Source organism: Amycolatopsis roodepoortensis, from assembly GCF_024628825.1.
GTDB lineage: Bacteria > Actinomycetota > Actinomycetes > Mycobacteriales > Pseudonocardiaceae > Amycolatopsis > Amycolatopsis roodepoortensis.
Genome location: NZ_CP102415.1, coordinates 4,641,474 through 4,662,489, shown reverse-complemented (window position 1 = coordinate 4,662,489; position 21,016 = coordinate 4,641,474). Strand labels below are relative to the sequence as shown.

Annotated in this window: 25 protein-coding genes; 24 read left to right on the top strand and 1 reads right to left on the bottom strand. The window is 70.6% G+C overall.

The window, feature by feature from the left end; all coding sequences use genetic code 11:
• The first annotated feature begins 21 nt into the window (after positions 1 to 21).
• The 11 genes from NQK81_RS22065 (at position 22) to NQK81_RS22015 (ending at position 8,793) form a co-directional block, all read left to right on the top strand.
• Positions 22 to 675 carry a hypothetical protein gene (locus NQK81_RS22065; RefSeq protein WP_257489624.1) on the top strand — a complete coding sequence of 218 codons (654 nt, stop codon included), beginning with the start codon at positions 22 to 24 and terminating at the stop codon, positions 673 to 675.
• Positions 676 to 839: 164 nt separating this feature from the next.
• On the top strand, positions 840 to 1,685 hold the full coding sequence (locus tag NQK81_RS22060; protein ID WP_257489623.1) for a hypothetical protein: 846 nt from the start codon (positions 840 to 842) through the stop codon (positions 1,683 to 1,685).
• A gap of 126 nt (positions 1,686 to 1,811) precedes the next feature.
• Entirely contained in the window at positions 1,812 to 2,519 is a 708-nt protein-coding gene (locus NQK81_RS22055) for an SAF domain-containing protein (RefSeq protein ID WP_257489622.1), read from the top strand.
• On the top strand, positions 2,519 to 3,445 hold the full coding sequence (locus tag NQK81_RS22050; RefSeq protein WP_257489621.1) for a CpaE/TadZ family protein: 927 nt from the start codon (positions 2,519 to 2,521) through the stop codon (positions 3,443 to 3,445). The genes NQK81_RS22055 and NQK81_RS22050 overlap by 1 nt, the downstream gene beginning before the upstream one ends.
• Positions 3,442 to 4,818 (top strand): TadA family conjugal transfer-associated ATPase, encoded by a 1,377-nt coding sequence (locus tag NQK81_RS22045; RefSeq protein ID WP_257489620.1) that lies wholly within the window; start codon positions 3,442 to 3,444, stop codon positions 4,816 to 4,818. Before NQK81_RS22050 ends, NQK81_RS22045 begins: the two co-directional genes overlap by 4 nt.
• Positions 4,815 to 5,744, top strand: a complete 930-nt coding sequence (locus NQK81_RS22040; RefSeq protein ID WP_257489619.1) for a type II secretion system F family protein — start codon at positions 4,815 to 4,817, stop codon at positions 5,742 to 5,744. The genes NQK81_RS22045 and NQK81_RS22040 overlap by 4 nt, the downstream gene beginning before the upstream one ends.
• Positions 5,741 to 6,634, top strand: a complete 894-nt coding sequence (locus NQK81_RS22035; RefSeq protein ID WP_257489618.1) for a type II secretion system F family protein — start codon at positions 5,741 to 5,743, stop codon at positions 6,632 to 6,634. Before NQK81_RS22040 ends, NQK81_RS22035 begins: the two co-directional genes overlap by 4 nt.
• Positions 6,635 to 6,685: 51 nt before the next feature.
• Positions 6,686 to 6,883 carry a hypothetical protein gene (locus NQK81_RS22030; RefSeq protein ID WP_257489617.1) on the top strand — a complete coding sequence of 66 codons (198 nt, stop codon included), beginning with the start codon at positions 6,686 to 6,688 and terminating at the stop codon, positions 6,881 to 6,883.
• Positions 6,884 to 6,885: 2 nt separating this feature from the next.
• Positions 6,886 to 7,338: a TadE/TadG family type IV pilus assembly protein gene (locus tag NQK81_RS22025; protein ID WP_257489616.1), complete on the top strand. Its 453-nt coding sequence runs from the start codon at positions 6,886 to 6,888 to the stop codon at positions 7,336 to 7,338.
• Positions 7,339 to 7,390: 52 nt separating this feature from the next.
• Positions 7,391 to 8,326, top strand: a complete 936-nt coding sequence (locus NQK81_RS22020; protein WP_257489615.1) for a hypothetical protein — start codon at positions 7,391 to 7,393, stop codon at positions 8,324 to 8,326.
• 62 nt (positions 8,327 to 8,388) lie between these two features.
• The gene (locus NQK81_RS22015; protein WP_257489614.1) at positions 8,389 to 8,793 is read left to right on the top strand and encodes a TadE/TadG family type IV pilus assembly protein; all 405 of its coding nucleotides are present in this window, start codon (positions 8,389 to 8,391) and stop codon (positions 8,791 to 8,793) included.
• A gap of 5 nt (positions 8,794 to 8,798) precedes the next feature.
• Here the strand turns inward: NQK81_RS22015 and NQK81_RS22010 are convergent, their stop codons facing one another.
• Positions 8,799 to 9,323, bottom strand: a complete 525-nt coding sequence (locus NQK81_RS22010) for a M41 family metallopeptidase (RefSeq protein ID WP_257489613.1) — start codon at positions 9,321 to 9,323, stop codon at positions 8,799 to 8,801.
• A gap of 90 nt (positions 9,324 to 9,413) precedes the next feature.
• On the opposite strand from NQK81_RS22010, the gene NQK81_RS22005 reads away from it, so the two are divergent.
• From NQK81_RS22005 to NQK81_RS21945, 13 genes are all read left to right on the top strand, one after another.
• Complete coding sequence (locus tag NQK81_RS22005) at positions 9,414 to 9,803, top strand: pilus assembly protein TadG-related protein (protein WP_257489612.1); 390 nt, start codon at positions 9,414 to 9,416, stop codon at positions 9,801 to 9,803.
• Positions 9,804 to 9,837: 34 nt separating this feature from the next.
• Positions 9,838 to 10,257 (top strand): hypothetical protein, encoded by a 420-nt coding sequence (locus NQK81_RS22000; RefSeq protein ID WP_257489611.1) that lies wholly within the window; start codon positions 9,838 to 9,840, stop codon positions 10,255 to 10,257.
• Positions 10,257 to 13,172, top strand: coding sequence for a BTAD domain-containing putative transcriptional regulator (locus tag NQK81_RS21995; protein WP_257489610.1), 2,916 nt, complete (start codon positions 10,257 to 10,259; stop codon positions 13,170 to 13,172). The genes NQK81_RS22000 and NQK81_RS21995 overlap by 1 nt, the downstream gene beginning before the upstream one ends.
• A 941-nt stretch (positions 13,173 to 14,113) precedes the next feature.
• Positions 14,114 to 14,278 carry a hypothetical protein gene (locus NQK81_RS21990; RefSeq protein WP_257489609.1) on the top strand — a complete coding sequence of 55 codons (165 nt, stop codon included), beginning with the start codon at positions 14,114 to 14,116 and terminating at the stop codon, positions 14,276 to 14,278.
• A 175-nt stretch (positions 14,279 to 14,453) separates the two neighbouring features.
• Positions 14,454 to 14,615, top strand: a complete 162-nt coding sequence (locus tag NQK81_RS21985) for a hypothetical protein (protein ID WP_257489608.1) — start codon at positions 14,454 to 14,456, stop codon at positions 14,613 to 14,615.
• A gap of 46 nt (positions 14,616 to 14,661) precedes the next feature.
• On the top strand, positions 14,662 to 14,988 hold the full coding sequence (locus NQK81_RS21980) for a hypothetical protein (RefSeq protein WP_257489607.1): 327 nt from the start codon (positions 14,662 to 14,664) through the stop codon (positions 14,986 to 14,988).
• Positions 14,989 to 15,066: 78 nt separating this feature from the next.
• The gene (locus NQK81_RS21975; protein WP_257489606.1) at positions 15,067 to 16,266 is read left to right on the top strand and encodes an AAA family ATPase; all 1,200 of its coding nucleotides are present in this window, start codon (positions 15,067 to 15,069) and stop codon (positions 16,264 to 16,266) included.
• 51 nt (positions 16,267 to 16,317) lie between these two features.
• A complete protein-coding gene (locus NQK81_RS21970) occupies positions 16,318 to 18,075 on the top strand; it encodes a VWA domain-containing protein (RefSeq protein ID WP_257489605.1) in 1,758 nt (585 codons plus the stop codon).
• Between the two features lie 92 nt (positions 18,076 to 18,167).
• Entirely contained in the window at positions 18,168 to 18,398 is a 231-nt protein-coding gene (locus NQK81_RS21965; protein WP_257489604.1) for a hypothetical protein, read from the top strand.
• A complete protein-coding gene (locus NQK81_RS21960; RefSeq protein ID WP_257489603.1) occupies positions 18,398 to 18,946 on the top strand; it encodes a hypothetical protein in 549 nt (182 codons plus the stop codon). The genes NQK81_RS21965 and NQK81_RS21960 overlap by 1 nt, the downstream gene beginning before the upstream one ends.
• Positions 18,943 to 19,584 carry a hypothetical protein gene (locus tag NQK81_RS21955; protein ID WP_257489602.1) on the top strand — a complete coding sequence of 214 codons (642 nt, stop codon included), beginning with the start codon at positions 18,943 to 18,945 and terminating at the stop codon, positions 19,582 to 19,584. Before NQK81_RS21960 ends, NQK81_RS21955 begins: the two co-directional genes overlap by 4 nt.
• Positions 19,581 to 20,498 carry a hypothetical protein gene (locus NQK81_RS21950; RefSeq protein ID WP_257489601.1) on the top strand — a complete coding sequence of 306 codons (918 nt, stop codon included), beginning with the start codon at positions 19,581 to 19,583 and terminating at the stop codon, positions 20,496 to 20,498. Before NQK81_RS21955 ends, NQK81_RS21950 begins: the two co-directional genes overlap by 4 nt.
• Positions 20,499 to 20,529: 31 nt before the next feature.
• Positions 20,530 to 21,000, top strand: a complete 471-nt coding sequence (locus NQK81_RS21945; RefSeq protein ID WP_257489600.1) for a hypothetical protein — start codon at positions 20,530 to 20,532, stop codon at positions 20,998 to 21,000.
• The last annotated feature ends 16 nt before the right edge of the window (positions 21,001 to 21,016 follow it).

Below are 21,016 nucleotides of genomic sequence, written 5' to 3'. Positions count from 1 at the left end.
ACCACGAAAGTCGGTCGTGAGGTGAACCCGCTGCAATGGAGCGTCACGGCGGTGCGGCTCGCCCACACTGATCTGCGATCGTCGATGAAACGGGGGACCGTAATGACCCACTACCGCAGTACCCTCGCCCTGACCGGCCTTGCCGCTGCGGCCGGACTTGGCTTGATCGCCTGCAGCTCGGACGACAGCGCAACCCAGCCTTCCGTAACGCCAGCCCCGCCAATCGCTCCCAGCACCACAGCCGTCTCGCCCGCCGACATCGCCAAGCAGAAGGCCACTGACGCCTATCTGGGCATGTGGAGCGACATGGCCGAAGCCGCGACGACCTCGGACTGGCAAACACCAAAACTGGCTCAGAACGCGACAGGCGAGGCGCTGCAGACCATTTCCCGAAGTTTGTACGCCGATCACTACAATGGCCTGGTCACCAAAGGGCAGCCCGTCAATCACCCGAAGCCGGCTTCGGTAGAGCCACTGGACAACCCGACTTCGGTCACGCTCACCGATTGCGGCGACTCGACGAACTGGCTCAAGTACCGGGCTGACAATGGCCAGCCAGCCAACGACGGGCCAAGCGGACGCCGACAGATCGAGGCCTTGGTGAAGAAAGCCGTCGATGGCTCTTGGAAAGTGACGACCTTCGCGGTACACGAGGTCGGATCATGCACCGGGTAAGCAGGACCGCACTTACAGCGGGCGCGGCGATCGTGCTTTCTCTCGCTGCGGCAAGCCCGGCTTTGGCCGATGGTTGGGGCAACGTCAAGTGCGGTGAAGCCGGAAACCCGTCCTGCGATCTCGGCGCTGGTCGCGGCGGCCACTCCGCTCCTATCCCGGGCCCAGTGCCCGGCCCGAAACCTGGTGGCCCGAAGTCGCAGGCAGGCGAACAGGGCAAAGCCGCTCCGCCGCCCGGCGACCGGGTTGTCGGCGGCGACGACAACCAAGCCGATTGCTCGTACGTGCGCAGCAACTACCAGCCACCGGCGAACGGTGTGCAGACGATCCGCTTCCACCCACGCCGCTCGGATTCCGGTGGGGTGCAGTTCGTGTCGCTGGCCCGTCCGCGGCCCCAAAGTGTGGTGCTGGCACAAGGTCCAGGGCCGGGCGGCGCGTGGTACGTCTATCAGTGTTCCGGTCAGGGGCAGCGGGACGCGCTCTACCGGGCGCCGGTGTGGATCCCCGATGGTCAGGCACCAGGTGCCGCGCCGCTGCCCTCGCCAGAAGAGTTGGCCGAGCAGGCGCGGTCGCAGCTGCGATTGCCGAGTCCGGTGATCGCGTCGAGCCCGGCCGGAACCCAGCTGGTGCAGCTGCCGACGTGGCTGTGGTTGGACCGGGCGATGTGGCGGGCGCAGTCGGCGACGGCTTCGGTTCCAGGGGTGTCGGTCACCGCGACCGCGACCCCGGCCTCGGTGTCCTGGGCAATGGGCGATGGCAGCACCGTGTCCTGCGCTGGACCGGGCACACCGTTCCCTACCCACGGGGATCCGCGGTCGGCATCCCCAGATTGCGGCCACTCCTACCAGCGTTCGTCGGCCGGTGCGCCGGGCGAGCGGTTTCCGGCCGTGGCGACGGTGTCGTGGCGGATCACGTGGTCAGGCGCCGGGGCATCGGGCACCTTCCCGGACATGACCACCAGCGCAGCGGCGTCCTTCCGGGTCGCCGAAGCTCAAGCCTTGGGCATCGGATAACCCGGACGACGTTCCCAACTGAATCAGCAGTTTTTCTCTTTCCTTTTCCTGACCGTGTATTCGCGGCGGCATTTGCTGGCCGGGTGAATACGTGGTGCGGGTGAGCTATGCCTGGAGGGGTTTCTCGTGACCAGTACTGACAGTTCCGCGCGCGGCGACAGCGCGACCGGCGAAGCCCGGCCGGTGTCGTGGCTGGATTCCTCGGGTTCGCCATCGAGGTCGGCTGCGCGCCGCGGTCGGCGCCGGTTGCCGCATCTGGTGGCGGGGGTGCTGCTGGTGGTGCTGTGTGTCGGTGGCGCGGTGTGGTGGACGATCAGCACCCAGGACCGGGTTCCGGTGCTGGCGCTGGCGAAGCCGGTACCGCTCGGGCATGTGCTGACGCCCGCGGACCTGCGCAGCATCGACGTGTCCGCCGCGCCGGGCGTGGCACTGATACCGGCGGATCGGGCGGCGAGCGTGCTGGGGCGGCCGATAGCGACCAGCCTTGGCGCGGGAACGCTGCTGACGCCGGACGCGGTGGGCGCTGCCGCGATCCCAGCGGTGGGCAGGGCGGTGGTCGCGGTCGTCGTGAAGCCGGGGCAGGCCCCGCCCGAGCTGGCCGCCGGAGCCCCGGTGACCGTCGTCGTGACCGCCGCCACCGCGGCAGGAACCTCGGCCACCGGACAAGCACCAGGAACGTCCTGGCGTGCCACGGTCGTCGGGGTCACCCCAGCAGGAACGGATCAGACCACCGTGGTGTCGCTGGAAATCGACACCACCGCGGCGTCACAGCTGGCTCAGGTCCCGGCCGGCCAGCTGGCGTTGGTGATGCAACCGGCGGGCGGTGAGCGGTGATGCTGATCGCCTTGTGTTCGGTGAAAGGCTCGCCGGGCGTGACGACCCTGGCTGTCGCGCTGGCCATGACCTGGCCGCATGCCGAGTGCATGCGCCGTCTGGTCGCCGAGGTCGACCCGTCCGGAGGCGATCTGGCGATGCGGTTCGGCCTGCCGGCCGCCCCAGGGCTGGTGAGCCTCGCCGCCGCGGCACGCCGCACCCGTGATCCCGCGGTGGTGTGGGACCACACCCAAGCGTTGCCCGGCGGCGCCCGCGCGCTGGTGGCCCCGCCGGGTGGCACGCACGCGCGCGCCGCACTGTCGACCCTGGCCACGGCCCCGGACGGGCCGCTGCTGCCCGTCGTGGCCCGCGACGAGGGTGTGGTGGTGTTCGCGGATTGCGGGCGGGTGGATCCCGGATCACCGGCCGAGGCGATCGCGCGCTGCGCCGATGCTCTGGTGTTAGTGATTGGTTCTCAGGGCGACGACCTCGCCCACGCCGCGGCGCGGCTGGGGGAACTGGCGCGCTGGACGCCACGCCCCGGCTTGTTGCTGACCGGTGATGGCTATCCGACCGTGGATGTCGAGCGTGAGCTGGGGGTACCCGCGATCGGGCGCCTCCCGCACGACCCGGCCGCTGCCGCCACGCTGACCGGTCATCGGCCGCCATCCGCTCGCCGCCGCGGTGACAACGGTGGCCTTGCCCGCCACGCTGCCGCTCTCGCCCGCACCCTGGCCGAACCCGCCACTCCCATCGCCTCACCACCGGCGACCATACCGCCCGGTGTCCCGGGTGTACCTGCCCAGCAGGTGCGCCGGCCCGGTGGCGTGCTCATCAGCCCGCCCGGCCTCGGGCCACACCCGGCGTCCGCGCCGCCGCCGCAGGTGAGGGATCCGCGACACAACGGCCATCAGCCCAGCTCTGCCGGGAAGGAGCAACGCGCATGACAGAGGCCGACCACCCCGCCATGTCCGCCGCCGCGACCGGCCCGAGGGATGCCGAGCAGCGGTTACGCGCCCGGCTCCGGCAGGCGTTGACCACGGACCTGCCCGGCCGGGTCGAGACCGTGTCCCGGACGAGCGGCGGTGCGTTGAGCGTGGCGCGGCGTCGCGAGATCGGCCGCGAGGTCCTCGACACCGCGGTCGCCGCACACAGTGAGACCGAACTCCTGGCCGGGCGTGCCCTGGTGGATTCGGCTACGGAGCAGCGGGTCGTCGACCAGGTCTTGGACGAGGTGTTCGGCTTGGGCGGGCTGCAGCCGCTGCTGGCGGATCGCTCGGTGGAGACGATCGCGGTCAACCGCTTCGACCGGGTGTTCGTGCAGTACAACGATGGTCGTCGTGCCCAGGTGGCGCCGGTGGCGGCGTCGGACGTGGAGTTCACCGACCTGATCCGCACTCTCGCGGCTCGGGCGTCGTCGGAGGAGCGCCGGTTCGATCGTGGCAGTCCGGCGCTGAACCTCCAGCTTCCCGGCGGCGAGCGGCTCTTCGCGGTCCTCGGTTTGACGGCGGGTGGGGTGACGGCGTGCACGATCCGCCGGCACGGCTACCTCACCGCCACCCTCCCGCAGTTACGTCGCCGCGGCACCCTCGACATCGGTCTGGAACGGTTCTTGCGCGCGATGGTGCGGGCGCGGAAGAACGTGCTGATCACCGGCGGAACCGGCGCCGGGAAGACCACGCTCCTGCGGGGCCTGGCGGCGGAGATGGACCCGCTGGAGCGGATCGTCACGGTCGAGGACGCCTTCGAACTCGGTCTCGACCGGGATCCAGAGCTGCACGCCGACGTCACCGCCCTGCAGGCCCGCGAACCCAACGTCGAGGGCGAGGGCGCCATCGATCAGGCCGAGCTGGTTCGCTGGGGCCTGCGGATGTCCCCGGACCGGGTCATCGTCGGCGAGATCCGCGGGTCTGAGGTCATTCCGATGTGCAACGCCATGTCGCAGGGCAATGACGGCTCCATGGCCACCCTCCACGCCAGTAGTTCGAAGATCGCGTTCACCCGCCTCGCCTCCTATGCCGCCCAGGGGCCGGAGCGGCTCCCGTTGGAGGCCACTGCGCTGCTCGTCGCGTCTGCGGTGCATTTCGTGGTCCACCTCGACCGCGCCACCGACCGGACGACACGGGTGATCGCCTCGATCCGGGAGGTGATCGACGCCGAGGACGGGGCGGTGATCTCCAACGAGGTCTACCGCCGCGGCCCGGACCGCCGCGCCGTCCCGGTGGCCGGCGCTCTGCGTGCCGACACCCTCGACGACCTCACCGCAGCCGGATTCGACCCCGACCTGCTGGCCCGTCCGGAGGGGTGGTGGACACCATGAACATCCACACCACCATGCTCGCCGCCGCTCTCGGCTTGGGGGCGGGCGTCGGTCTGCTGCTGATCGTGGCCGCCTGGCGCCGGCCCGCGGCAGTGCCGTCGTCCTCGCGTCCTCACACGTTGCCGCGCGCCGCACGCGACCGGGCCGGAGGCCGACGGGTGCTGCTGCGCCTGGCCGTGGCGGTCGGCGCGGGCGCGCTGACCGGGGCCGCGACCGGGTGGGTGGTCGGCGCGGTGCTGGCCGCCGCTGCGGCGTGGTTCCTGCCCCGCCTGGTCGGCCCGGACCGCGCCCACATCCGACGGGTCGCGCGGATCGAGGCGATCGCGTCGTGGACGGAGATGCTGCGCGACGTCCTGTCCGCCGCGGCGGGGCTCGAGCAAGCCATCCTCGCCACCGCCCCGCTCGCGCCCGCGGCCATCCGCGACGAGGTCACCACCCTCACCGCGAGACTGGAAAGCGGGCAGCGCCTGGCGCCGGCCCTGCGAGCACTCGCGCGCGAGCTGGACGACCCGACCGCAGACCTCGTCCTGGCCGCTCTCGTCCTCGCGGCCGAGCACCAGGCCCGCCAGCTCGGCGACCTGCTCGGCTCCCTGGCCACCACCGCCCGCGAGCAGGCCGCGATGCGGATGCGCGTGGAGACCGGCCGTGCCCGGACCCGGACCTCGGTGCGGGTCATCGTCGCCACCACCCTCGCCTTCGCCGCCGGGGTCGTGCTGTTCAACCGGGCCTACCTCGACGTCTACAACACCGCCACCGGCCAGCTCGTCCTGCTGCTCATCGGGTCCCTGTTCGCCGCCGGGTTCGCCTGGCTCGCCCGGATCGCGACCGGCGGACGGCAACCACGGGTCCTCGCCCTGGACACCCCAGAGGCGACCCGTCCGCGAGACGGCGAGGGCGTGACCGTCGGGGGAGGTGAGCGTTCATGATCCCGGCACTCGTCTTCGGCTCCGGTGCTGGCGCCGGGCTCTGGCTGCTCCTGGCCTGGGCCGTGCCGCCTCGCCCGGCGCTGAGCGACCAGCTCGCCAAGGTCAATGCCAGGCGGCCGGCCACGTCGATCGTCCTCACCGGCGACGCCGCGTGGGTGCGCGCCTGGGGCCGACTTTTGGTGCCCGGCCTGCGGATGCTCGGGCTCCCCGGTACCAAGATCGAGGCCGATCTGCGGGTCACCGGCCGCGGCGTCGACACCCACCTGGCATCCAAAGCCGTGCTCGCCATGGCCGGACTGCTGGCGCCGTGGCTCTTGCAAGCCGTGCTGGCACTGGGCGGACCGTCGCTGGGTGTGGAGGTGCCACTGCTGGCTGGGCTCGTGCTCGCCGCGCTCGGCTTCCTGGCCCCGGACCTCGAGGTCCGCGCCAAAGCCACCCGGTCGCGGCGAGAGTTCCGCGACGCACTCTCGGCCTTCCTCGACCTCGTCTGGATCACCCTCGCCGGAGGAGCTGGGGTCGAGGCCGCCCTCGGTGACGCCGCGGCCGTCGGGACAGGCCCGGCGTTCGACAAAATCCGCCGCGCGCTGCACGCCGCCCAGCTGACCCGCACCACCCCCTGGGCCACACTGCGCCGGCTCGGCGAGGAACTCGACATCACCGAACTCGCCGAACTCGCCGCGTCGATCTCCCTGGCCGGGACCGAAGGTGCTCGCGTCCGCGCGTCCCTGGCGGCGAAAGCCCAAGCACTGCGGACTCACCAGGTCACCGACGCCGAAACCGACGCCCAGGCTGCCACCGAGCGCATGGCACTCCCGGTGACGTTGCTGTTCCTCGGATTCCTGGGATTCATCGCCTATCCCGCTGTCATCCAGGTCCTCAACGGGCTTTAGCCCGCGCGGAGTCGCAGCGAGAAGCCTTGCACGGAAACGAAAGAAGGAGCCATGAAGCAATACGTCCGTACGATATGGACAGTCGTGGCGGCGAGGATCGCCGTGCTGCGAGCAGAACCTGAGCGTGGTGAGATCACCACCACCGTCATCGTCACCGCGCTGATGGCCATCGCCGCGATCGCGATCATCGCGATCATCGTCGCGAAACTGACCGAAAAGGCCAACTCGATCAACCTCGGGATCGGCTAACCATGCCGACCCGAAACCGCTCACCGCGGCGACCGCGCGGCCCGCTGGCTCACCGCGCCCGACACGCCCTGTCCGGGGATCGGGGCGAGGTCACCGTCGAGCTGGTCATCGCGACACCGTTGCTGCTGCTGGCCTTGCTGGCGATCATCCAGTTCGCCGTGTGGTCCCACGCGACCCACGTCGCCCAGACCGCCGCCTCACAAGCCCTCGCCGCGGCCCGCGTCCAGCACGGCACCGCCGGCACCGGCCACGCCGCGGGACAGCGGCTGCTCGACGACCTCGCCGCCGGCCCACTACGCGAGCCCCAGCTCACCGTGACCCGTGACGCGACCTCAGTGGCGGTGAGTATCCGTGGCGAGGCCGCCACGGTCCTGCCCGGTGTGCAGCTGCACGTGCACGCCGAAACCGCTGGCGAGGTCGAACGCTTCGTGCCCGACACGGGCACCACGCCCTGACTTTTCCTTATCCAGAGCCAGATTCTGGTGCGAGACCGACAGGAGTCTCCTAATGGGCAACCTCAGGCATTCGCCGGTGCTCGACGGCGTGTTCCCGGACGGGCCGGACACCGTGCTGCTTCATCCCGCCGTTACCGCACGCCGCTGGCGGCGCCGGCAGATTGCCGCCGCGGTGCGACCGGGCACTGTCCTGAAAGGACTGGTCGGCTCGGCTGTCGTGGGATTCGCGCTGGTGGCGGGAAACGGATTCGCCGGGAAGTTCATTTTCACCGCCGTGGTCCTGATCGTCGTGCTCGCCGGATGGCGTGCTACGTGCGTGGCCCGCGAGGGGCGGGGGCCGCACGGTGATACTCCCGGTACCCGGTTGCGTCACAGTGAGGGTTGGCGCAGCAGGGACTTCGCCGACCTCGGGGCCGACACCGCGAGGTTGGTGCGGGAATTGCTGGCCGGAGTCGACGAGCTGCACCGCACACCGGCCCGTGCCTGGATCGACCCCGCGCTGCCCGGTGAGGCGCACCGGGTGGTGTGGCAGGCCCTGTGCTGTCTCGACCGCAGTCGCGACGCGCGCGCCCTCGCCGAGGAACTCGCCCCCGATCCCGACGCTGGCGAGGATTTGGCGGCCGCGGCACGCCAGGCGGTCACCACGATCGACCACGGCCTGGGCGAGGTCGCCCGGCATCTGCATGGCTGCCTGCTGCTGACCCGAGCGTGGGAAGCGAAACTGCGGCGCACCGACCTGACTCGCCGCACCGGCAATGTTCTAGCCGCTCTGCCCGGCCACGACCACCTTCGCCGACTGACCCAGGCCGCGGAAGTGCTGCCGCAGAACGTGTTTGCTCATGTCACCGCGGCCCGCGACCTCACCCAGGCCGGGGAATTCCCCTGGGAACGGCCATCCACGGAGTGGCCCCGGCTGACGCTGGTCCCACCTCACCGTGCGACCGCACCGCGTGGCGCCGGCGGCCCGGCAGGGGAGGGCTTGTCGTGACGCGGCGAGAGAGCCGACAGGTGGGAAGGATCCGGGTCTGGTGGTGTGCTGAGCGCGGCTCGGTGACTGCCGAAGCCGTGCTGGTGACGCCGGTGCTGGTCATGCTGCTGGTGTTGCTGGCCGTGGTGGTGCACCGTGGTGTCGACGCCCGGCTGCGGCTCGACGACGCCGCCCACCAGGCCGCTCGCGCCGCCACCCTGCACCGCTCCACCACGGCCGCCGCCACCGCCGCTCGCGACACGGCCGGCACCGCGCTGGCTCAGGCGGGTGTGGTGTGCCGCGAGGTGACCACCACGCTGTCGGGCACGCTGGTTCCCGCCAGCGCGGTGACCGTGCACGTCAGGTGTTCCGTCGACTTTGGACAAGCCACGCTGCTCGGCGTCCCCGGCGAGAAAACCCTGGAATCGTCCGCCAGCGAAGTGGTGGACACCCACCGGTCCCAGACCCGCCCTGGCGGTGCCCGATGACGTCGTCAGCGCGTGATTGGAAGCCCCGGCACGAGAGCGCGGAGCTGGGCGCCGGTCAGCGTCCGGTGCTCGAGCAGCGCCTCGGCGATACGGCTGATGTCCGTCCAGTGCCGGTCGACGAGGTCCTGCGCGATCTCGGCCCACAGATCGGGCTGATCGTCGGCGAGTCCGTACGCGCGGCGGGCTTCGACAATCAAGGCGAGGTCGTCGTGCCCGCCGTGCAGGTAGGCGCCGAGACGAACATCCGCCGCGGTCACGCCCTCATGCAGCCGTTCAGCCGCGCTCGTCACCTCGAGGACATGACTCGCCTGCGCGAGCGGCCCGGCGTGCGCGACGACCGCCACCGACGACATATCGACGCGGCGCGGCCGGACAGCGGTGAAACCCACGCGCCCGATGCCACGGGGCCGCAGCGTCACGTAGCGCAGCGACCGGCCCTGCAGCAGATAGACGACCGCGTGCCCAGCCTCATGCCACGCGGTCACACGATCCTCGCCCAGGTCGGGTGGTTCCGTCTCGGGCGCGGTCACGCCGCCCATTCTGCTCACCCAGCAGGCACGCCGGGCAGCGGCACGTCCGTGTACCGCTTGCGCTGGTGGTGGCGGGCGGAGGAAGGCCGGGTGACCGCGTTCGTGCTCGCCCTTCTGCTTGGGCTGCTCGCCCTGACCGGGCTGAGCCTGGACGGCGGCCTCGCCCTGGCGACCAAGGTCCGCGCCGGCGGACAGGCCGAGTCCGCCGCCCGCGCTGGCGCTCAGGCGCTCGACCTCGCCGCGTATCGCGCCAACGGGGTTGTCCGCATCGATCCGGCACGGGCATGCGACCTCGCGCAGCGATACCTGGCCAGCGTCGGCGCCACCGGCACCGTCACGACCACCGGGGACACGGTGACCGTCGAGGTCACCGCCGTCTACCGGACCCAGCTGCTGTCGCTGGCCGGGATCGACGACATCCACACCCACGGGCGGGGCGCCGCCCATCCGCAGCGCGGGGTCAGTGGCATCGACCCCTGAACCAGCCTGCACGTACTGGAGGGAGAGCACCGGCATGGTCACCACCGACGACGAGATCACCCGCCGCCTCGAGGAGCGAGATTCCGCACGCAGCGCGCGCCGCGCCCAGGCGGCCGGCACCGTGGGCGAGCTGGCCCGCCGGCACGCCGACCTGGCCGGGCAGCTTTCCGACCTGGAACGCGAGCTCGGCGAGGTCCTCACAGCGGCCGGCGACGTCATCGACGTGCCCGAGCTCGCCGAGGTCACCGACGTCCCCGCCGCCGACCTCACCCGCTGGCGCGACCAGGTGACCAAGCCCGCCCGCGGTGGCAAACGCAAACGCCCCGGCACTGCGACGAACAACCGTGTCCCAGGCACCCCCGCGGCCACCGAAACCCGCACCGCTCAGCCCGCCGCGCCTGCACAGGACGCTGTCCGCCGCAGCAGCGCAGCGGTCGGCGCGGCGAGTAGCTGATGTTCGGCCGTGCGCCGCTCACGCGCACCGCACGGTTGCTGGGCCGGGCGGTGCGCGGGCTGCTCGCCGCAGTCGTGCTGGCCGCGCTGGTGGCCGGGGTTCCGTGGGCGCTGGTCCACGGTGTGGGCTGGCCGTTGCCGGATCACCTGCCGAGCCTGGACGAGATCGGCACGGCGCTGATGACACCCATGTCGGCACGGTTCCTGCTCGACGCCCTCGCCTGCCTGGCCTGGCTGGTGTGGCTGGTGTTCGTCCTCGACCTCGCCGCGTGCGCGGCCGACGTCGCCCGCGGCGGGCTGCCCGACCTGAAACGGCAGACAGGCCCGCTGCGGCGCGTCGCGGCCGTGCTCGTCGGCGCCCTGCTCGTCGCCGTGCTGGGCCGCACCGCCACCGCTGCACCCCTCAGCCCCGCCGACATCGCGCATCCCGCCGGTCACGTTGAGGTGGCCGTCACCGCTCCCGTCTCCACGACACCGGTCGTCGATGAGCAGCTTCCGGCCCAGTCCGGGACGGAGCGGGTCCGGCCACCGGAGAACGGGGTGTACGACTCGCTGTGGAGGATCGCGCAGCGCTGCCTGGGCGAGGGTGATCGCTGGCCGGAGCTCTGGGCCCTCAACCGCGGCAGTGTCCAGCCCGGAGGACGGATCCTGACCAATCCGAACCTGATCCACCCCGGCGACACCCTCCACCTTCCCGCCACCAGCCGGCCGCCCGACCCGCCGACGCCGCCCCAACCGGAGCCGCGCGCATCCTCGTCGTCCCCGCCCGAATCAGCACCACCGGCACCGAGTACGACCACGCCACCCTCCTCGCTAACTCCTCCGGTCACGACGTCCCGCCCGACGCCAACGGCCGTCCCTGCCGCAGATGGACCTGCCGGGGGAGCGGTGAGCTGGGGGAGCGGTGAGGTGTTCGTCAGCCTGGGCCTGGCCGCGGCGGTCAGTGCCCTGCTCGTGCTCGCGCGACGGCGGCGCCACGCGCACTACCGGCCCGGCAGCGGCTGGCGCGACGACGACCTGCCGGTCGCCCCGGTGGTGTATCAGCTGCGGCTGGCCCATCTGCGCGCCCGACACCACGACGAAGACCTCGACCTGAATGTCGACACCGCGATCGGCGACCTGGCCGGTCGTGAGCATGGTCGTGAACCTGGTGGCGGAGACCTGGCACCGCGGTCGACCACCGCACCAGAAGGAGCTGGTGACGAGGGTCGGCTGAGGGTGCTCGCGCCTCGTGTCCGCCGCGTGATCGGCGCCCCCGGGACCGGCGTCGGACCGGCGACGCTGCCGTCCGTGGTCGACATCGCGCTCGACGCCACGCCCCCTGACCTCGACGGCAAGGCCGCCGCAGCAGGCGAGGAGAACCAGGTCGCCCTCGACCTTGCCCGTGTCCACGGGCTCGGCCTGGTCGGCCCAGGCGGTTACGCCGCGGTCCGCGCCCTCCTGCTCACCCTCCTGGCCACCTGCTCCGAGAACGCACCCACGCTCAGGGTTTACGTGCCCGGCGCAGACGTGGCCCGCCTGCTCGGTGTGCCAGGAGCGGCCACCGACCTGCCCACATCGATCACAGTGGTGGACGACCTGGACACCGCCCTGACCGCCTTCAACGCCGCGGCGCCGCCGCGGCGCGCTGTCGTGATCGCAACCCCACCCGGTGACCCTGGGCAGCAGTTGCGGCTGCAGCACCTGCTCGACAACCACGGCCAGCACGGGATCACTGCGCTGCTGCTGGGCCAATGGCGCGCTGGCGTGACCGCCTACGTCACCGCCGGCGGAGTCATTTCGGCCACCGATCCCGGACTCGGCGAACCCCTGCGAGGAACCCGCGCCTTCACCCTGCCCGAGACCGCGACCCGAGACCTCCTGGCCTTCCTCCGCACCACCGCACCCCACAGCAGCGGCACCACCGACGCGGCCCCGGCCCGTGACAACCCCGCACCTGGGAAGACAGTGACACCACCGGGCACGACGCCCCGGGCCGCGCCGCAGAACGCCGCAGGCGACCCGCGACGACTGGAGATCACTGCAGGACCGCCCGCGCCGGATTCACCCCCGGCCAGCGAACCGGGCGAGGAACCACGCTCACATGTGGCCGGCAGGGATCCGAGCCCACCGGCGCCGCTCGCGCTGACAGTGTTCGGTGCCCCTGCCCTGCACTGGCGCTCCGACCCTCGCAAGGCCGAGGGGGAGCTGCGCGACGTGTCCGGCGCGCTGAGCAACCGCCCGCTCGAACTGCTGGTCTTCCTCGCGGTACATCCCGGAGGGGTGTCCCGGGATGCGATCGTCGACGCTCTCTGGCCGAACGACCCGCCCCGCAATCCCGCCAGCGTGCTGCGCACCGTTCTGTCCCGCGTCCGCCGCGCCCTCGACACCGCCACCCGCGGCACCGTCGGCGACCTGGTCCTGGCCGAGCACGGCCAGTACCGGCTCGACCCGGCCGTGGTGGAGGTGGACTACTGGTCCTTCGCCGACGCGGTGATCCGCCGCCGCACCGCTGCGGCTGAGCGACGCACCGACGCCTATGAGTCGATCGTGGCGCACTACGGCGGCGCCCTGGCCGACGGCCTGGACTCCGACTGGCTCATCGCCGCCCGGGAAGCGACGCGGCGCGACGCGCTCGACGCCGTGGCCGCGCTCGCCCGCGTCCGCGTTGAGGCCGACCCCGACTACACCTTGGATCTGCTGGAAACCGCGCGGGCGTTCGATCCGCACAACGAACTGATCTACCGCGACATCATGCGCCTGCAGCACACACTCGGCCGGCACGACGCCATCTCCCGCACCCTGGACCTCCTGCGAACCCGCCTCGCCGAAATCGACACCACGCCCACCGCGGACACCGCCGACCTCGCCCACCGGTTACGCGCCCGCGACACCGGGATACCGGTCGGGGACTTCTCCCGATCCACGGCGCCATGAATGAACACGCCACCGGTTCACGAACACGCCATGTCCATTCGGGATCGAGGCGCGTTTCCCGTGCGGTAAAGGTATTTGCGCGGAACAGCGAAATACCTCGATTTCCCGCCGCGATTCCGCCCGCGCCGATGCTAGCGTCGACCGTGGCAGCACAACCATCGAGGCCAAAGAAAAAGAACTTCGTGGGCACACAATCGCATTCCCCTGCACCTCTGACATCGACTCTCGTCGAGTGTTATCGGCGACTCTCGCGCGCCATAAAAACACTCCGGCGTCACCGTGGCGACGCGAATATCTGGCGCGCGGACACCACCTTGAATACCAGGCCCGAGCCGTCGGTGCGGTCACTCGGTGCCGCCCTCGTCGCCTCCAGCTATGCGGAGAGTGACTGCCAACCGTGGGACCGCCGACCCGGCCTATCAGCCTGGTCCTCCGGTATCCGCTTAAGGCGGATCCCCCCGTGTCAGCCGTTCCCGCAGGTCACGTCCCCTGAAGGGGGATCCACCGGTATCCCAGACTCGCTTGACACCAAGCAGGTGAACACATCAGGCCCGGCGGCGATGTCACGCGGCTTCCTCATCGTTTCACCAGCGATCACCCTTGCATCTCACTCACCTGCCTCCTTTCTTCCGTTCTCTTTCTCTCTTTTATTAAAACAAACTGCATTTATCCGCGGTTTCAGCTGTAGCCGGCTGTGTCCTTCTTGGGCAATTTGCAGACGTCTGACCTGCGCAAACATGTCCGTGAAATCGCGCGCATTCACGCGAAAATATAGGCAAAATTCCCCGAAATTGACCCTGGAAAACTATTGCGCGGCGCCCGGGGTCGAGTTACGTTTGTTGTGTCACCGGGAAGACCGGAAATCATCACAAACCACCGCACCGGGCGCGAATGGTCCCCCGGAAAGCGGAAACCCGGCAAACACGTGATTGGGGATTGCTATGTGCTACGCCGACACCACCGACAACCCGGACGGCACCGCCGCCGCGCACTGCTATTGCGGTTGGTCCAACACCTACCCCGACCACGACGCCGCCGACGCGGCCGCCGAATCCCACACACGCGACGCCGAAGCGGCGGAAGCCGAATTCGCGGCCACCCACTGACCACGCCCACCGTGCCCACCGCGAAAGGGGCCGAACACCATGAACCACAACCCCCGCCACGCCGCACCCGGACGTGCCGACCATGCGCGCGGCCACCGTCGCCACGATCACCGCCCACGACTGCGAACGCTGGGTGTGCGTGTGCGGGAACACGCCACACAGTAGCGGTTTTTGCATGATCGACAGCAACGGCGATGACGTCGCCCACGCCCCCGGACGGTGGGTCGAACCCTTGTACAAGTGCGACGGATGCGGGCACGTGATCGACGCCGCGACCTACGACGACACCACCCACACCGTCGCCGTCGTCGGCCGACTTCCCCACCGCGCCCACTGATCACCCGACCGCGAAACCGCGACACCGCAACGAAAGGGGCAACACCATGAACCACGACGACAACCAGCCGGAACGCGTGGTGTACGTGGTCGACCCGACCATGAGCCGCGACGTGCAACCCGAAGTGGTGACCCGCACCAATACCGAAAACGACTGCACCGTCACGGGTGTGTTGATCGACCCCGCCGACCGTCAACAACTGTTGTACGGCACCGTAACCGGTCCCGACGGGCGTTTCATCGGTAGCTACTTTCCCGCCGATATCGTGCGGCAATCCGAATGGCGGGTGGTGACCGCCGACGGCACCGAATACCCCGCCCCCAGCGAAGGCCACGCCGTGGTCGCGCTCATCACCACGTTGCGCCGCGCGTAATCCACCCGCGCCACCCCACCCCGGTCCCCGCCGCGCTATGACCGCCGAAACCCATTGCTGTGAAGGGAAACCAGCACGATGACCACGAACGCCACGACTCCGGCCACGGGCGCCGCGCCCGCCGCCCCGGGCGCGGCACACCGGTTGCCCAATGGCGAACTCCGTCGCATGGTGGCCGAACTGCTCACCCGGCAACCCGCCAACGCCGGACTGACGGCTGGCGCCGCCGCCCGACTCCTGAACCGGTCATCCGGCGCGGTGGGCAACGCCCTGGAAACCCTGGTAACGCGCGGGGAAGCGGACTACATGGGGCAACCGTCCCGCGCCTACCGCGCCAACGCCAACACCCCCACCGCCGCCGCGACCGCCGTGATCAGCACACGCACCACCGACCCCGCGACAGGCGACGTCGCCACGCCGCCCGCGCCCATCGCACCGAAACGCCGCCCCGGCCCGAAAAAGGCGACCGCGCCCGCGCTGGTGACCGCACCGGTACGGCGCCCGAACGGGCAGCTTTACCACCCGCGCAAGCTTGCGGGCAGTTCGGATGTGACGGTGTTGCGTCGGTTGCGGCAGAACCAGATTCCCTCGCTGCTGTATGGGCCCCCGGGGACGGGCAAGACGTCGCTGGTCGAGGCCGCGTTCGGTGACGCGGTGACGTTGCCGGGCGACAGTGACACCACGGTGGACGACATCGTGGGCGGGTACGTGCCCACCCCGGGCGGAAGTTACGCGTTCGCGCACGGGCCGCTGGTGACCGCGATGCGTGAGGGGCGCGCGTTCTTCATCGACGACTTCACCCTCATACCGGCGCCCGTGCTCGCGGTGGTGTACCCCGTCATGGACGGGCGCGGGCACATCACGATCAAGGCCAACAACTGGGAGCGTGTAGACGCCGCCCCCGGGTTCTACGTGGTGGGCGGGCACAACCCCGGGGTGCACGGCGCGGTACTGAGCCCCGCGTTGGCGTCGCGGTTCCGGGTCAAGATCGAGGTGACCACCGACTACGACCTCGCCGCGCGGATCGGGGTCGACCCGAAAGTGGTGCGGGTCGCGAAAAATCTCGCCGGACGGCAGAAGAAGGGCGAGATCGGGTGGGCGCCCCAGATGCGCGAACTCCTCGCCGCGAAAGACACCGCCGCCGCGCTGGACCCGATGGTCGCCGCCGGGAACCTGATCGCCGCCGCGCCGGAAGAAGACCAGGACATCGTCGCCGACGTGGTCCGCAACACCTTCGGCGCCCACGTCGCCCCGCTCACGGTCGGCGAACAGTTTTAGCCGCGTCCCCACCGGTTTCTGCCGCCCGTGACCGTCCGGAAAGGACATACGATGACCGCGCACATCGCCGCACCCGCCGCCACGCCGACCGCCGTGTTTCCCGCCGCCCCGGGATGGCTGACCCTGTCGGCCCGGTTCGGGGACGAGGTCCCCGCCATCGCCGACCGCGACGACCTCGTGGTCACCGTCGCCCCCGGTGCGGGACACGACGCCCCAGCGTGTTTCTTCCCCGACCTCGCCGCCATCGAAGTCGACGGAATCCACCTCCCCAGCGGGGTCGACCCCGCCACCGTCGAACCGCACCGGGTCGGGGACCGCAAGCGCTACCGCACAGCATGGGGGCTGCTGACCCACGAATCCGCCCACGCGAAACACTCTGTATGGCGTGAACCTCCCGGGGCGCCACCGGGCGCGGCGGCGGCCGCGATCCTGTTGGAAGAGTCCCGGATCGAAGCCGCGCAGTTGCGGCGCCGCCCGCAGGACCGGTACTGGCTGCGTGGCAGCGCGACGAAGCTCATCCTCGCCGACACCCGGGCGAACGACCCGGCCGCCGCACCGACCATGACGAAACAGGATGCCGCGCAGTCCGCCGCGCTGCTGCTGGCACGTGTGGACGGCGGTGTCCTCAACGGTCGGGAAGTCGCCCGGGTCGAACGGGTCGTGCGCGGCATTCTCGGCGACGACACCCTCGCCCAGTTACGGGCTATCTGGCGTACGGCGCACCGTGTCGCCGACGACAACGCCACCGCCATGATCGAACTCGGGCGCCGCTGGTGCGAAGCCCTCGGCGACGACCCCGACCAGCCGCCGCCCCAGCGCGGCGCCGCCGACCCGGGCGCGCAGCCCGGTAGCGGGAACGGTACGCCGTCACCATTGGCGCAAGCGATCACCGCCGCCGCCATCGCCATCGTCAACTCGGCTACCGCCGACCCCGCGCCCACCGACCCCGTCACCGACGCCATGGAGGCCCGTGCCGCCGAGGACGCCGCCCGCGCCAGCGCGGCCAGCGCGGCGAACAAAACCTTCGGGAGCGGGACCAGCCCGAACGCCAACCACATCACGGGCACCCGCCCCCCGACCACGGCCGAACGCACCGCCGCGCGGCACCTAGCCCGCGCGCTGACCACCGCCGGAGTGCGTGACCGCACCACCACCACGACCACCTCGGCCATCCCACCCGGACGGCTCCGGGTGCGCGGGGCGATGACCGCCGCCGCGCAACGCGCGGCGGGCGCCATCCCCACCGCCGAACCCTTCACCCGCACCACCCGCAAAACCGTGCCCACACCACCACTCCGGCTCGGCATCGCCTGCGACGTCACCGGGTCCATGAAGGCGTACAGGAAACCGGTCGCCTCGGCCGCGTGGATCCTCGCCCACGCCGCCCACCACACCGACGTGCCCGCCACCACCGCCACCGTCACCTTCGGCTCAGGCCGCATCACACCGATCACCCACCCCGGCACCACCCCCGCACGGGTCACCGAATTCACCACCGGTTACGGCGGACACGCCATCGACGACGCCACTGAGGCCCTCGACGGCGCGCTGGAATTGTCCCGCCCAAACGCCGCCCGCCTCCTGGTGATCATCTCCGACGGCATCTTCGAAAAACAGACCCGCGAACCGGGCCAGCGGCTCCTCGATCGCTTACGCGCCACCGGATGCGCGGTCCTGTGGCTGCTACCCGACGACGACCCGCGCAATCAGCCGATGGACGGCGTCACGCTGCACACCCTCACCGACCCCGCCGCCACCGCCCGCGCCATCGGACAAGCCGCCACCGCCGCACTACGAGCCACACGCTAACCACCCACAGACCCCGGGCGGGGCGGACACCCTCCCCCTCATGCCCGCCCCGCCCGGGCCCACAACCACCCGCGAACTGGAGATGACCACCGATGACCGACACCACCATCGCCACCGTCGGCGAGCTGATCGCCGCCCTCGACCACTACGACCCCGCCGCCCCCGTACGGCTCGCGACACAACCCGCCTACCCCCTGGAAAACCTTCTCGCGCGGATCGTGTGCACCCAGGATCGCGCCGATCAGCCCGTGGTGTGGCTAGGCGCGAGCGACCAGGTCGGATACGTGCCCGCGCCCGTCACCGACGCGCTGGGGTGGTCGTGATGACCACAGACGAAACACCCAGCAGGACACCTGCCTCGCTGGCCGACCGCGCGATCACCGTCGCCCGCCTTCACCGCGCCATCGCGCCGCGCGCGTTCGCCGATCGCCACGGTGCCCAGTCGTCGTGGAATCGCCGCGCGATCACCACAAGCCATATCGCGGCCGCGCTCGGCGTCGGTGCCGACACCGTGCTCGTGCGGGACGACCCGGACCGCCACTACGGCACCGGGGCCCTCACCCCGGGAGATTTGATCGAGGTCACCAACGACGGCCGCCGCTGGTACTTCATCCCCGACCTGTCCGGGTTCGTGATGTGGTCCTGGCTGCTGCTCGGCCCGTGCCCGGACTGCGAGGCACCGCGGGTCCCCATCGCGCGAGTCGCCGGCCTCGCCGACCTCGGCGCCCACCTCGACCCCGAGTCCGAGGAGCCTTTCTGCGACACCGCACCCTTCGAATTCCACGGCGACCCCGCCCATCACCCGCACTGCCTCTACTCCGCGAACGCGTCGGAACTCCGCGCGGGACACCGAAAGGAGCCCCTGTCATGACAACGACAGCCGTCGAGACCGCTGACAAACCCGCACGCATCAGCAAAGAAGATCGGGTGGCTCTTGCAGCGATCGATGTCGCGACCGCGCTACCGGGCAAGTGGACGGTTGGCCGTGGCCGAAACCGAGACCAGGTCGCCGACGTCGTGTGCTTGGCCACCGGAGTCAGTGTCGGGTTCCAACCGGTACCAGGGCCGGGCGCGTGGTGTTACCAGCTCGTTCCCGGGGACCTCCCGCGAGAACTTGACGATGTCTTCCTTTGGCACCGCCGAGACCCATTCCCTGTTGTCAGGTTCGCTGTCGGTGCCCCGGCCGCCGAGGTCGCGACCCACATCCACCAGCGACTGATCCCGGCATTCCACCAGTGGCTCGACCGCGCCCAGACCGCCCGACGCGAACGCCTCCAAGCCCAAACGCGCCAATACAAAGCTCAGCGCGAGATCGCCGACCAGTTGGAAAGCGCGTTCCCGCAGGCACCCGAGCCCGCCCGCATCTACTGCCTGAGGGGCGACCGCATGAGCATCACGCTGACCATGTCGGTCGACGACGCGCTCGCCCGCATTCCCGCGCTCGCACAGGCACTCCGGTCCGACACCACCACACCATCCACATCGACGGAAACCCAGGAGACGACATGACCGCGATCAACGCCACCCTCACAGGCCTGCGCTCCCGCAATAGTCACAAGGTCTCCCGCGTTGAGGTCTTCCTCGGCACGGGCCCAGGGACCCAGTACGTCGGCTACCTGGAATCCGCATACCCGGACGGGACACCCGATCCCGCGACCGTCGCCTTGCTGCCTGTCGGACGGCGATTCCTGACCGCTGCCACCGAGACCGACTTCTATGCCGCGCTGGACACCCTGGCTGAGGCATGGTCGATGTGCGGGTTCGGGCCAGCGGTGTCCGGCTGCAACCACGACCTCGCGACGTGGAAGACGTGGCGGCGCAGGAACCTCCACGTGGGCGGCGCATACACCTTCGACGGCCGTCGAGTGTTGTACCTGCCCGACGTTGTTCGCGGCATCGACAACGTCGAGAATGACTGGCACAGCATCACTCTTCACAGCGAGAGGCCTCCGGCTTGCCGAGGTACCACGCTTGCCGGGCGCGCTCGCGAGGCCTTCGACCGGGCCCGCCGACAAGACCCGGGTTCTGACGTCGGCCGTGATCCCGCCTACCTCAAGCGTGCCGCCCTCCGCCGCACCTTGGGGCGTGACGTGGCCGAGGAGTTCGGTGTGGCGAGGACGGCGGTGACGGTGACCGATGACCCCGACCGTCAGCACGGCGGGTGGCACTGGTTTCTGGTGACCATCGCCGACGGCGGCACCGAGTACCGGTTGACCTGTTGCAACGGCACGGTGGACGACCTGCGTGTCCTCGGGCCGTGCCCGGAGTGCGGTGGCGAGGTGCCGCTGCTCGCGGCCAACGACCCTGCCGCGCTGGGCCGCTACCTCGACGCACGGGCCACGGGCACCTCAGTGCCGTGCCCGCCCGGACTGACCTTCGGCGTAGGCCACACACCTGGATGCCCCGTCCGCGAGGACCTCTGACCCAGCAAGCCCGCCAGGAGAGGACTTCGTGATGGTCACGCGCACCGACTTCTACCTCGGCACCGGACCTGCAGCGCACTGGCTGGGTTCGCTGCAGTTCGCCTGCCACCCCGACAACCTCCTCAAGTTGTCCCACGGCCGCGCCACACTGACCGCGCGCGAGCCGCCGGCGTACCGGGCGGCGGTGAAGGACCTGCTGCTGATGTGGGCGGTCGGGGGACTCGGCGCCGCGCACGAACCCCGGAACGGGTGGCCGTGGGACTGGGAATCCAGCCACAGCAACGACTGGATCATCACCCACTTCGACGGTGCCGCGCACATGACGGCGGGTGGTGGCGACCGCTGGAATTGCCTCGACCCTGCCGACCCGCGCCCGCCGTTGCGGTGCGGCCCGCCGGACTTCGCGACGTGGCTACGCGACCCCCGTGCGGCACCAGCGGTCCCGCTCCCGGTGCACCGCCCGCCCGATACACCCGCCACCGACTACTCGCATTTGCTCTGACGCAAATCCCACGACC

Coding starts and splice junctions, on each gene's coding strand:
- NQK81_RS22030 (WP_257489617.1), top strand. CDS start 6,686: ATGAAGCAATACGTCCGTACGATATGGACAGTCGTGGCGGCGAGGATC.
- NQK81_RS22025 (WP_257489616.1), top strand. CDS start 6,886: ATGCCGACCCGAAACCGCTCACCGCGGCGACCGCGCGGCCCGCTGGCT.
- NQK81_RS21985 (WP_257489608.1), top strand. CDS start 14,454: ATGATCGACAGCAACGGCGATGACGTCGCCCACGCCCCCGGACGGTGG.
- NQK81_RS21955 (WP_257489602.1), top strand. CDS start 18,943: ATGACAACGACAGCCGTCGAGACCGCTGACAAACCCGCACGCATCAGC.
- NQK81_RS22050 (WP_257489621.1), top strand. CDS start 2,519: ATGCTGATCGCCTTGTGTTCGGTGAAAGGCTCGCCGGGCGTGACGACC.
- NQK81_RS22045 (WP_257489620.1), top strand. CDS start 3,442: ATGACAGAGGCCGACCACCCCGCCATGTCCGCCGCCGCGACCGGCCCG.
- NQK81_RS21960 (WP_257489603.1), top strand. CDS start 18,398: ATGACCACAGACGAAACACCCAGCAGGACACCTGCCTCGCTGGCCGAC.
- NQK81_RS21975 (WP_257489606.1), top strand. CDS start 15,067: ATGACCACGAACGCCACGACTCCGGCCACGGGCGCCGCGCCCGCCGCC.
- NQK81_RS21970 (WP_257489605.1), top strand. CDS start 16,318: ATGACCGCGCACATCGCCGCACCCGCCGCCACGCCGACCGCCGTGTTT.
- NQK81_RS21990 (WP_257489609.1), top strand. CDS start 14,114: ATGTGCTACGCCGACACCACCGACAACCCGGACGGCACCGCCGCCGCG.
- NQK81_RS22020 (WP_257489615.1), top strand. CDS start 7,391: ATGGGCAACCTCAGGCATTCGCCGGTGCTCGACGGCGTGTTCCCGGAC.
- NQK81_RS21995 (WP_257489610.1), top strand. CDS start 10,257: ATGTTCGGCCGTGCGCCGCTCACGCGCACCGCACGGTTGCTGGGCCGG.
- NQK81_RS21945 (WP_257489600.1), top strand. CDS start 20,530: ATGGTCACGCGCACCGACTTCTACCTCGGCACCGGACCTGCAGCGCAC.
- NQK81_RS22035 (WP_257489618.1), top strand. CDS start 5,741: ATGATCCCGGCACTCGTCTTCGGCTCCGGTGCTGGCGCCGGGCTCTGG.
- NQK81_RS21980 (WP_257489607.1), top strand. CDS start 14,662: ATGAACCACGACGACAACCAGCCGGAACGCGTGGTGTACGTGGTCGAC.
- NQK81_RS21950 (WP_257489601.1), top strand. CDS start 19,581: ATGACCGCGATCAACGCCACCCTCACAGGCCTGCGCTCCCGCAATAGT.
- NQK81_RS22000 (WP_257489611.1), top strand. CDS start 9,838: ATGGTCACCACCGACGACGAGATCACCCGCCGCCTCGAGGAGCGAGAT.
- NQK81_RS22040 (WP_257489619.1), top strand. CDS start 4,815: ATGAACATCCACACCACCATGCTCGCCGCCGCTCTCGGCTTGGGGGCG.
- NQK81_RS21965 (WP_257489604.1), top strand. CDS start 18,168: ATGACCGACACCACCATCGCCACCGTCGGCGAGCTGATCGCCGCCCTC.